Below are 11,365 nucleotides of genomic sequence, written 5' to 3' on the forward strand. Positions count from 1 at the left end.
GGCCGGCCCGCGCGGCGACGCTGGACACCGCTCCGGCGCCTGGGGGCGGCCCGGTAACATCGCTGGTGCGCGGGGCTTGCCTGCGCGCTGCGAGGGGGAGAGGCGCGGATGGCGAGGGAGAGACGGCTGACGCTGCCGAACGTCATCACGCTCGTCCGGCTCATCGTCCTGATCCCGCTCTTCGTGCTCCTCTCGGTGACGGAGCGCACGACCGGCGCGATCGTCGTCCTGTTCCTCATCGGGATCTCCGACTGGGCAGACGGCTGGATCGCCCGCCGCTTCGACCTCTCGAGCGACCTCGGACGCACGCTCGACCCGCTCGCTGACCGCCTCGCGATGGCGGCCGTCGTGATCACCCTGGTCGTGCAGGGATACGCGGACCTGTGGATGGTGGCTCTCATCGTGCTGCCCGACGCCATCCTCGGCGGCGCGGCGATCGTGCTCAGCGCCCAGCGCCGCTTCCCCGCGCCCCAGCTGGAGGTCACGCTCCTGGGCAAGGCGCGCACGGCCCTGCTCATGACCGGCCTCCCCCTGCTGCTCCTGGCCTCCTACACGACCGGCAAGGGCACGGTGCTGTGGGGCATCGCCTACGCGATCACGGCGGCCGGATGCCTCGGTCACGCGCTGGCGGCCGTGCACTACGGCGTGCTGGGCCGGCGAGCGTTGCGGGCCCTGGAGGCACAGGAGGACGCCGACGCCGCGGCGCGCCTCGGTCAGTCCGGCCGACCGGCGTAGCGCCGCACGAAGTTCGCCAGGATCGTCGGCGGGTGCGGCGTCGTCGTCCCGCGGACCGCGGCGATGACCTCGGGCGCGGTGCCCGGCGGGAAGTACCCGTTGTCCCGGTACAGCTCGATGCGCTGCACCAAGCCGGCCTGGTCGAGCTCGGGGTGGAACTGCGTGGCGTACAGGTTCTGCTTGACCCGGAACATCTGGACGGGGCACGACGGCGCAGTCGCGAGCAGGACGGCGTGCTCAGGCAGGCGGCTGCAGGCCTCCTTGTGACCGACGTACGCGGCGAACGAGTCCGGGACGCCGGAGAGCACCGGGTCGTCGCGTCCGGCGGCGGTCAGCGTGACCGTCACGGCGCCGACGGCCTCGCCGTACTGGCTGTCCACGACGGCACCCTGGTGCACGCCGAGCGTCCCGACGCCGTAGCAGGCACCCAGGTAGGGGAAGTCCCGCGCGACGACCTCGTCGAGGAGTTCGCTGAGCTCCTGCTCGACCCGGTGCTGGACGTCAGACTTGGTCTCCGGGGCGTCCGACGACGTGAACGGGCTCCCGCCGACGATGACCCCGGCGTAGTGGTCGAGGTTGATCGCCGGGAGGGCGCGCTGCTCGAGGCGCACCCGGTGCAGCTGGTCCGGTGCGAGGCCGCCGAAACGCAGGAAGGCGGCGTACTCGGCGTCGGCGGCCTCGTCCTCGGCGCGGGTGGCGAGGAGGAGGAACGGCCGGGTCGCAGGCACAGAGGTCACGGCTGAATCCTGCCCCTCTCGCGCCCGGTGCGCTCCTCGGCGTCGCCCTTCGAGATGCCGACGCCGGATCGCGGTCGGATGATCGGAGGATGAAGCACAACCGAGACGACTCCCAGCCCGAGGTCCACGATGTCGGTGAGGCGTCTGCGCACGATCCCGGTGCGCGGGGCAGCACCGCACGCGAGCGCGCGGCGCACGAGCGCGCCGCGGGCGAAGGGCAGGGGCCTGGCGAGAGCGAGACTGCGGCGGCCGGACACGGCATCGACGGCTCGGCGCGGGCGGCCGGGGAGCGCGAGACGCGCGGAGACCAGGCTCCGCACCCGGACGACGACGGGAAGCCGGACAGCCCGACGGATCTGCGCGGCGGCACGCTGAAGTACGGGCTGATCCGCGCGGTGCGGGAGTTCGTGCGGGACCAGTGCACCGACCTGGCCGCTGCGCTGACCTATCGCGGCGTCCTGGCGATCGCCCCCGCCATCCTGGCGCTCGTCTCGATCCTCGGTGTCGTCGGCAACGGTCCCCAGATCGTTGAGAACCTGCTCGGCGTCGTGGAGGACGTGGCGTCCGAGGACGCGGTCGAGGGAGTGAAGCCGATCCTCGAGCAGGTCACCGAGTCGCAGTCTGCGGGGCTCGCGCTCATCGTCGGTGTGCTCATCGCGCTGTGGTCGGCCTCCGGGTACGTCACGGCGTTCAGCCGCGCGATGAACCGGATCTACGAGATCGAGGAGGGCCGGCCGATCTGGAAGCTCCGCCCGATCATGTACGCGCTGACGGTCTTCCTGCTGATCCTGCTCGCTCTGGCCGCCGTGATGCTGGTGGCCTCGGGCGAGGTCGCCCGGAGCATCGGCTCGGCCATCGGCCTGAGCGACACGGCCGTGACGGTGTGGAACATCGCCAAGTGGCCGGTGGTGCTGCTCGTCGTGATCGTCGCCGTCGCGGTGCTCTACCACCTCACGCCGAACATCAAGCAGCCGAAGTTCCGCTGGGTCAGCCCCGGCGCCGCCCTCGCGATCATCGTGTGGATCCTCGCGTCCGTCGGGTTCGGCTTCTACGTCTCGAACTTCGGCAACTACGGCGCGACGTACGGCACCCTCGCGGGCGTGATCGTGTTCCTGCTGTGGATGTGGATCTCGAACCTTGCGCTGCTGCTCGGTGCTGAGATCGACGCCGAGCTTGAGCGCAGCCGCCAGCTTCAAGCCGGGCTGCCCGCTGAGGAGGAGATCCAGCTGCCCCCCCGCGACACCCGCGGGATCGACAAGCGCGCCAAGGTGGAGCGCAAGGAGATCGCGCAGGGACGCGAGATCCGGGAGCGTTCGGCCGAGTGACGACATGACGCTGGCCGGGCCCCGCAGGGAGCCCGGCCAGCGTCATCGCCTCAGCGGTCAGCGTGCCTTGACGGTTGTGACCTTGGACGTCGACCCGGTGATGGTGCTGGTCGACTGGTAGGCGGCCTTGACCTTGATGGTGGTGCGGTAGCGCTTGGGCAGGGTGAGGGTGATCTTGCCCTTGTGCTTGGTGGTGAGCTTGATGGTCTTGATGACCTTCTTGCCGACGTAGATCTTGACCTTGCCGGTGGCGTAGGTGCCGTTGGTGAGCTTGCCGAGGGTGAGGGTGATCTTGGGCTTGGCGTTCTTCTTGAACGTCTTGCCGGTGACCTTGGCCTTCTTGGCGAGCTTGGTCTTGGCGACCGTGAAGGTCTTGGCCTTCGGGGAGGTCGCTGCCGTCGTCGTGCTCGTGCCGCTGTAGGTGGCGGTGACAGCCTTGTAGCTGCCGGGCTTGACGCCCTTGCTCAGCTTGAGGCTTGCCTTGCCGCCGGCGATCTTGGCCGTGCCCAGGGTGGTCGAACCGTTGCGGAAGGTGACCGTGCCGGTGCTGGCTCCCTTGACGGTGGTCGTGAGGGTGGCGACCAGCTTGTGCCCGTAGACCTGGGTGGTCTTGGAGAAGGTCGGGGTCGAGAGCGTGACCTTCACCTTCGCCGGGGGAGTCACGACCGGCGGGGTGACGACCGGCGGGGTCACGACCGGGGGAGTCACGACCGGCGGGGTGACCACGGGGGGTGTGACCTCCTTGGCCTTGACCGTCAAGGTGACCCCGGGCGAGGTGGACCCCGTGTGGTTCACGTCGCCGGTGTAGCTGGCCTTGACGGTGTGAGTGCCGGCCGTCGCGGGGGTGAAGGTGGCTGTCGCCTTGCCGTTGATGATGGGGCCGGTGCCCACCTTCGTGGTGCCGTCGAAGAAGTCGACGGAGCCGGGTGCGCCCGGTGTCACGGTCGCGGTCGCAGTGACCTTGTCACCGAGCGTGACCGAGTCCGGGGACAGCGCGAGCGTCGTGGACGTCGCGCGCTGCGCGACGCTCACCGCCACGCTGTTGTCCCACCAGTCGTTGTTGGCGACCTCGCCGATGAACGAAGCCTCGATGCGGTGCGTCCCCGGAGCCAGGTCGGTGACAGTCGTCACCGCGCCGCCGTCCACCACCTCGACGACGCTATGGGTCACGCCGTCGACGTAGAACTCGATCGAGCCCGGGTATGGCTTGTGCAGGGCGGCGGTGACCTTGACGGCGTCACCCGCCACGATCGAGCTTGCTCCTAGTGTGAGGTCGACCCGCGCGAGCTCCGGGAAGACCGTGACCTCGGCGTTCTGGGACTGAGAGGGTGCGAAGCCCTCTGCTCCGTTGAACGCCGCCGTGATCTGCAGGTCGCCGTCGTTGGACGTGTCCACGTCCAACGTGGCGATTCCGTTCGAGAGCGGCACCGTTGCAGCCGCGCGGCCGTTCACCCAGAAGGTGACCGTCCCCGTGGGTGCTTCGCTGACCGTCCCCGCGGGGGCTCCGCTGACTGTGGCGGTGGCGCGGACCGGGTCCCCGGCAGCGACGCGGTAGGCCGAGACGGAGAGCTCGGTCGTGGTGACGACGTCGGGCTTCGCGACCACGAGGCCGCTCACCCCGAGCTCGAAGGTCGTGGCGTCGGGTGCTGCGTCCACCGCCACGTAGTAGGTCTGGCCGGCTGACAGGGACGCGGACAGCGCGACAGCCTCGTACTCGGACCGCGAAGCGATGCGCGTCAGCCCGTCGACCCGGTCGCCGGTGTACAGAGCCAGGTTGACCCGGTTCCAACCATGGATGTCCTCCAGGTCGATGCGGACCGTGGACGTGACCTCGGGGGTGATCGTGTACCAGAGGGTGCGATGAGCCCCGGCGCGCTCCCCAGGCTCGACGGTTGCGCCACCGTTGCTCAGCTGGATCGTGCCGTTGCGCAGCGGGAGAGCATCCGCGAAGTCGTCGTTCGCAGGCGCGGGGGCGCGGCCCAGAGGGACGGTTCCGAGGTCGGCACGGGGCCGGTCGACGCTCAGCGTCGCGGTCGTGCGCACCTCCGCGAAGTCCAGATCTCCCGAGATGACGACGCCGACCGTTCCCAGCTCGATACCCGTCACGGAAAAGCGCCCGTCCTGGTCGGTCGTGTCTTCCTCCCAACCGGCCGAGACCTGGACGCCCTCGACGGGGCTTCCCACGCCGTCGACGACCGTCCCGACCACGGATCCCGCGGCCGTGAGTGCGACGTGGTGCGTGGTCTCGTCGTCGACGGTGAGGGTGGTCGTCGTCGGCGTATATCGCTGCTGGCGGTCGGTCAGGACCACCGAGTGCGTGCCGCGTGGGAGCCGAAGCATGACGAGCCCATCAGCACCCGTCGTGCCCGACGCGACGGTCATGCCGAGGTCGTTCGTCACGACGACGCGGATGCCAGCGACGCTGTCGTCACCTGACTGAGCGCGGATGACAGACGGGACTCCGGGGTCGACCTGCCAGTTCGTGACCTCTATCGAGTCGTGCGCTGCGAGGTCGAAGATGTGCTTCGTGCCACCGGTCGAGAGGAACTGGCCGGGGTGGTCCACGGTCGGCTCGGCCCACAGGAGGTAGGCGCCGGCGTCCAGCTGGCTGAAGGTGAACGGGTTGGGGCCGTAGTGCTCCTCGAGGGGATAGCCGTCAGCCCGGAGTGAATACAACGCGACATCGCCGGTCGCCCCGATGGCCGTGCCGGAGATCTTGGCGCCGGTCTCGAGCGTGACCGAGACGTTGCTCGACTCGCCTGCGGCAAGCGTGACGGTCGGAGATGTGGGATCACCCGCACGGATGGAGCGCAGATCGCCGACGGAGTCCGAGACGTCGAACGAGTACGTGCCGGCCGGCACGTTCTTGAACGAGAAGTCACCCGCGGCGTCCGTCTGGATCTCGTCGATCCACTCCCACCAGTCCTCGTCGTCGGACCACTGCCGAAGGACGACCGAGGCGTCCTCCACGGCAGAACCCGACGCATCAGAGACGCGGCCCGAGATGGAGCCGGCACCATGAGATGTCAGGACCACGTTGGTCTGTGCGTCGCTGGGGACGATCGCCGCGTCGTGACGCTCGTAACCGGGCGCCGTGACCGTGAGGTCGGAATCGACAGGGGGCAGATTTGCGAGTGAGTACCCGCCGCCAGCGAGAGTCTCGGTCCTTGCGGACCAGTACGTGGCGTCGTCGCCGCTGCGTACGCTCAGCTCAGCCCCTTCGACGGGGGTGCCATCGGTCGAGGTGACGGTGCCTGCGAGCGTGACGCCGGCTGCGGGTCGCCAGGTCACGGAGTGCGTCTGGCCTGCCTCCAGCGTCAGGACCTGAGCCGACTCGGGTGTCCACGCAGCGGCGCTCGCCGAGTAGTACTGCGGGGCGAAGGTGCCGCGGTTGAGGAAGAAGGTGTAGTCACCGGGGGCGACGGTAAAGCGGAGCTGCCCGTCCCATGCCCACTCTTCGGTCGCGGTGTCACCGCGCAGAAGCGTGCCGTAGTCGTCCCAGTCCGCACCGCTCGCCGACAGGTCGATCACGAGCGTGGCGTAGGCGGCGAGCTGCGCGTCGGCGGTCGTCGCCTTGGCCGTCTCGACCGTGACGACCGAGGAGTCCTCGAGGTCGGCAGCCCCGCCGAGGTGGGTCGTGGGGAACCCAGCGTCGGCTCCGTCGAACTCGAGCGCGTACGTGCCGGACAGAAGTCCACCGACCGTGTAGCTGCCGTCCTCCGACGTGACCGCAGAACCAGCCCTAGTCAGACCGGGAACGCGGTACGCCGTGACGACGACTCCCTCAACAGCCTTACCGGTGGCCTTCGCCGTCACGGTCCCGGAGACCCGGCCGGCGGGGACCATGGTCGCGTCAGCGCCGACGGTGTCGGCGTCGCGCGGGACGGCGGTCGCGTTGCGCCCGGACCGCACGTTGCCCAGCAGGACGGTCGCGCGCTCGACGTGCGAGAACTGCACGGTGTAGTCGCCGCTGTCCGGCATCACGCCGGTGATCGCGTAGTGACCGTCGGCGTCGGTGATGGCCGAGAGGTCCGTCGGCTCGACGTCGTAGCCGTCGATGAGGGCCAGGCGCGCCGTAGCGCCCTCGATGGGGGCTCCCTGAGCGTCACGGACGGTGCCGCTCACGGAGTGACCGTCGAACAACGTCCACGAGACGGTCCGGGGCGTGCTGGCGGAGAGTGCGATCGGGGTCGCCGACTGCCGGTCCGCGCGGTTCTCGTAGTACTGCAAGGGGACGGCGCCCGACTCGCTGAAGATGCTGACGACGTAGGAGCCAGCGGCAAGCTTGCTGAACGTCGGCGTGGGGCCAGTGGTCTCAGCCACGTGCTTGCCACGATCGGTGTACAGCGCGTACACCGCGTCGTCGGGAGCGTTCGCCACCTCGAGGCGCAGCGAAGCCCCCGCGGCCATGGTCACGTCGACGTCGAGGGTGTCGGCCTCGATCGCGACGGTCTTCGCCCCTGCCTTGGTCGTCGCGCCGCCCAGGTATGTGGTCAGGTGGTCGGACTGTGCGACCTTGACCGAGTAGGAACCGGGGAAGAGGCCCTCGAAGCGGTAGCGGCCATGGGCGTCGGTCTTGACGCTCTCGCGCTCGGCGAGGTAGCCGTCCGAGTCGCGGAGGAGTCGCACCGAGGCCCCGGCGAGGGGCGTGCCGTCGGGGGACGTGACCGCACCCGCGAGGACGTGTCCGGTCAGCCGCTCCCAGTGGATCCTGGTCGTCTGGTTCGGCACCACGGTGACGGGCGTGGCCTCGTCCTCGGTCTCGCTGTGCAGGTAGTACTCGTTGCCGTAGCGGAGCGTGTAGCTGCCGGCGGGCAGTGCGCGCGTGCTGAACGAGCCGTCTTCGGCGACGTTTGCGTCATCCCAGCCCTGCTGGCCGATTACATCGACCCTGCCCAAACGGCCGAGTGGGCTGATAGTGCCCGTGATGATGCCGCCGGCCCGAAGGGTGACGTCGATGTGCGCGCTGCTCGCGAGGACAGGAACGGCCTTGTTGTAGTCATCGCTGCCGTAGTAGCCAGAGAGCAGCAGGTCTTGGCCCTCGACCGAGACGCGGTGCTGGACTCCTGGGACCAGGCCCGAGATCTTGTAGGTGCCTTCATCCCCTGTGGTTGCGTAGCCACCACTATCAGAAAGGCTGTTGTACGAATGAGCGGAGACCGTCGTACCAACGACTGGCTCGCCCTTCTCGTCGGTGACGCGGCCGCTGATCGTGGCAGCCGTCGCTAGTTCGGCGTCGATGCCGGTGGATCCTGCCGGGACCGGCGTCGCGTCTGCGAGGTTGCGGACGTCGTCGTAGTACTCGTTCACGAGGGTCCCGCTGTAGTCCTGGAACTCGACGGTGTACTCGGTGTCGGGGGTGAGTCCGGCGACGACGTAGTCGCCGCTCGCGTCGGTCGGGGCGCTCCCGACCCACTGTCCGTCGGGGGCGTAGGCGTAGACCCAGCTGCCTGCCACTGGGTCTCCACCTTCGGTCGTGACACGACCGGAGATGGTCGTCCCCTCGGGCTCGGCCGCGGCCGCCGCCGGAACCGTCAGCGCGCCGAATGTGAGCGCTGAGACGATGAGCAGGGCGAAGGCTGCAAAGGACCTTCGGAGTGAGCTGAGCACGAGACCTCCAGGTCCCCCGACCTCCTGCTCGCACGGGGACCTGCGCGCAAGAGCCGGGAGCGGACCATCGTCGCTCGGCCTCTCATCGGCTCGTCCCGCGAAGAACTTGATGGGACTGGAGCCCTCTTCACCCGCTGGGCGTGCGCGGACGCATCGCTCCAGGTCACCGCACCCTGAGCACCTTGATCTTCGACGTGGCCCCGGCCGTGGTCTTGGTGCTCACCAGCGCGGCCTTGACCTTGATGGTGGTGCGGTAGCGCTTGGGCAGGGTGAGGGTGATCTTGCCCTTGTGCTTGGTGGTGAGCTTGATGGTCTTGATGACCTTCTTGCCGACGTAGATCTTGACCTTGCCGGTGGCGTAGGTGCCGTTGGTGAGCTTGCCGAGGGTGAGGGTGATCTTGGGCTTGGCGTTCTTCTTGAACGTCTTGCCGGTGACCTTGGCCTTCTTGGCGAGCTTGGTCTTGGCGACCGTGAAGGTCTTGGCCTTCGGGGAGGTCGCCGCCGTCGTCGTCCTGGTGCCGCTGTACTTGGCGACCACACCCCGGTAGGTGCCCGGCTTGAGCTTCTTCGGGAGCGCGATCGTTGCTCTGCCGCGCGCGATCTTGGCTGTGCCGAGCTTGGTCGACCCGCGATAGAAGACGACCGTGCCGGAAGCGGCGCCCCTGACGGTGGTGGTGACCTTCGCGACCTTCTTGTGGCCATAGATCTGCGTGCTCTTCGAGAACGCGGGCGTGGAGAGGCTGACCTTCGCCTTCGCGGGCGGTGTGACGACTGGAGGGGCCACTACGGGGGGCACCACTACGGGGGGCGCGACGACGGGCGGGGTCTCCACGGGGGGATTCACCACGGGCGGCGTGACCGGAGGCGCGACCACGGGCGGCTCGACGATGAGCGTGACGCCGTCGGACGGCCGCCCCTCGTGGGAGGCGTCGCCGGAATAGGTGGCCGTGATGGTGCGGGCGCCAGGCGCCTTCGGGGTAAAGGTTAGCGCGGCCTTGTCGTCGGTGATGGTGGCGGTGCCGAGGGAGGTGGCGCCGTCGAGGTACTCGACAGTGCCGGTGGCCCCTGCGGTCACCGTCGCGGTCACGGTGACGTCCTGACCGAGCGTGATGGTCGCGGAGGAAAGAGACAGTGCCGGGGTGGTGGGCCTCTTGCCCACGGTGATCATGGTGAGCTCCGACTCCCACTCGTCGTGCATCGCGTCGCCGTCGTAGCGCGCCCGGACCTCGTGGGTGCCCAGAGCCAACCCAGCCAGCGTGAACCGTGTGATCCCGTCGACGACCTGCTCCTCCGGGGTCGGCGCCTCGTCGACGTAGAGCAGGACGGATCCCGACCGCGCGGCCGGCGTCCGGACGATGACCTCGACGTCGTCCCCGAGGGCCGGGCTCGCGGAGCTGACCTCGACCGCCCCTTCGACCACGCGCTTGCGCACCTCGAGATCGACAGCGGTTGACTCCCACGGTTGGAAGAACTCGTCACCGACGCGTTCGGCCGTGACGGTGTACGCGCCTGCTGCGAGACCGGTGAACGCGTGCGTCGCGCGACCGTCGCTCAGCTCGCTCTCGCCGTAGAACTCTCCGTCGAGGTGGAAGACGACCGTCCCGGCGACGTCCCGGTCGAGGCTCACCGTGGCGGTGACGTCCTCTCCTACGGTGAGCACGGGGGGCTCGAGGGTCAGCTCTCCGGCGAGGGCGCGTGCTGGGCCGACGGACAGCGTGACCGTCTCGTCCCAGGGCTCGGACGGCCCGTCGTAGACAGCCATGAGGTCGTAGTCGCCCTCCGGAGGGGCCGCGAAGACCACCGCTGCGTGGCCGGCCGCAAGCTCCGCCGTCTCGATCGCCGACCCGTCGAGCGTGAAGTCGACGGCACCGGTCACGTCGTCGTCGAGCTGAACCGTAGCCGTCACTTGGTCTCCCGGGGACACCAGATCCGGGGCATAGGTGAGACCGATGCCCGGTGCCTCGCCCGGCTGCTCGTCGGCCGCCGAAGCGGGTGCCGCGAGGCCTCCGGCGACGAGTGCCGTCACCAGGGCGGCGACGAGGGCGGACGCGCGGCGCTGATACCGGTGCGACATGAAGACCTCCAGGGCCGGACCGCCACCCTCACGAGAGGCCGTCTGCATGAGCAGGAGCGGGCGTGGATGCGCACGCGTCGCGCCTCACGATCCTTCGCGGTCCCGGCGCGCACAAGACCCACCATGCCGATCTCACCCCGGATGGACCCACGATCACCCCACGTGCGACGAGCGCCTGGTGGGTGGCGCAGGCCTGTCATCGCAGCGCTCGAGAAACTTCCTCGTGCACATCGCTCGCTTTCCGCCGTTCGGTGTGCGTACTATGTGGAGGTAGTTGCAGTGCCTCGCTCGTCTTACCCGCATGGTCCAACAACCTTGCGATTCTTGATCTTCAAGAGTGGACGCCGAACACCGCGACGGGACGGCTCCGATGGTCGGAGCTGTGTCCGAGCACTCTGAGGAGTACAGAATGACTGTTGGTACCGTGAAGTGGTTCAACGCCGAGAAGGGCTTCGGCTTCATCGCCCCCGAGGATGGCAGCGCTGACGTGTTCGCCCACTACTCGGCGATCCAGACGAACGGCTACCGTTCGCTCGACGAGAACCAGAAGGTCGAGTTCGACGTCACGCAGGGCCCGAAGGGCCCGCAGGCGGAGAACATCCGCCCCGTCTGATTTCCAACCTCGTGAGAGGTTGACGATCTCTTCGAACGCCCCGGTCCTCACGGACCGGGGCGTTCGTCGTCTCCGTTCGAGATGCGAGGTTCGCAGGTCGGGAGCACGGTAGAGCCATGACTGAGAACACCACGAACCCGTCCGAGCAGCCCTACGACCCGTCCAAGGACCCTGACTCCGACCCGGAGCAGCTCGCCTCGGCGCCCGACCCGCAGCAGCCCGACCAGGCTGAGGGCGAGGACGACCCGACCGAGACCGGCGGGGCCTGAGC

Annotated in this window: 7 protein-coding genes; 4 read left to right on the plus strand and 3 right to left on the minus strand. The window is 68.9% G+C overall.

The genetic code is table 11. The features are described 5' to 3' along the window. Positions 1-108: 108 nt before the first annotated feature. Complete coding sequence (locus BMZ30_RS00345; RefSeq protein WP_093374139.1) at positions 109-735, plus strand: CDP-alcohol phosphatidyltransferase family protein; 627 nt, start codon at positions 109-111, stop codon at positions 733-735. Here BMZ30_RS00345 and BMZ30_RS00350 read toward each other — a convergent pair. Continuing rightward, positions 714-1,472, minus strand: coding sequence for a glutamine amidotransferase (locus BMZ30_RS00350; protein WP_229828367.1), 759 nt, complete (start codon positions 1,470-1,472; stop codon positions 714-716). The two genes, BMZ30_RS00345 and BMZ30_RS00350, sit on opposite strands and share 22 nt — an antisense overlap. A gap of 89 nt (positions 1,473-1,561) precedes the next feature. On the opposite strand from BMZ30_RS00350, the gene BMZ30_RS00355 reads away from it, so the two are divergent. Next, positions 1,562-2,797, plus strand: a complete 1,236-nt coding sequence (locus BMZ30_RS00355; RefSeq protein ID WP_219810158.1) for a YihY/virulence factor BrkB family protein — start codon at positions 1,562-1,564, stop codon at positions 2,795-2,797. Between the two features lie 57 nt (positions 2,798-2,854). Here BMZ30_RS00355 and BMZ30_RS00360 read toward each other — a convergent pair whose 3' ends face one another. Then, positions 2,855-8,407 (minus strand): carboxypeptidase regulatory-like domain-containing protein, encoded by a 5,553-nt coding sequence (locus BMZ30_RS00360; RefSeq protein WP_093374140.1) that lies wholly within the window; start codon positions 8,405-8,407, stop codon positions 2,855-2,857. A 163-nt stretch (positions 8,408-8,570) separates the two neighbouring features. Further along, positions 8,571-10,481, minus strand: a complete 1,911-nt coding sequence (locus tag BMZ30_RS00365) for an Ig-like domain-containing protein (protein WP_177191227.1) — start codon at positions 10,479-10,481, stop codon at positions 8,571-8,573. A 409-nt stretch (positions 10,482-10,890) separates the two neighbouring features. On the opposite strand from BMZ30_RS00365, the gene BMZ30_RS00370 reads away from it, so the two are divergent. Both BMZ30_RS00370 and BMZ30_RS13625 read left to right on the plus strand, forming a co-directional pair. Next, the gene (locus tag BMZ30_RS00370) at positions 10,891-11,094 is read left to right on the plus strand and encodes a cold-shock protein (RefSeq protein ID WP_093374142.1); all 204 of its coding nucleotides are present in this window, start codon (positions 10,891-10,893) and stop codon (positions 11,092-11,094) included. Positions 11,095-11,210: 116 nt separating this feature from the next. Then, entirely contained in the window at positions 11,211-11,363 is a 153-nt protein-coding gene (locus tag BMZ30_RS13625) for a hypothetical protein (RefSeq protein WP_177191228.1), read from the plus strand. The last annotated feature ends 2 nt before the right edge of the window (positions 11,364-11,365 follow it).

It is taken from the genome of Flavimobilis marinus (assembly GCF_900113055.1).
Taxonomy (GTDB): domain Bacteria; phylum Actinomycetota; class Actinomycetes; order Actinomycetales; family Cellulomonadaceae; genus Flavimobilis; species Flavimobilis marinus.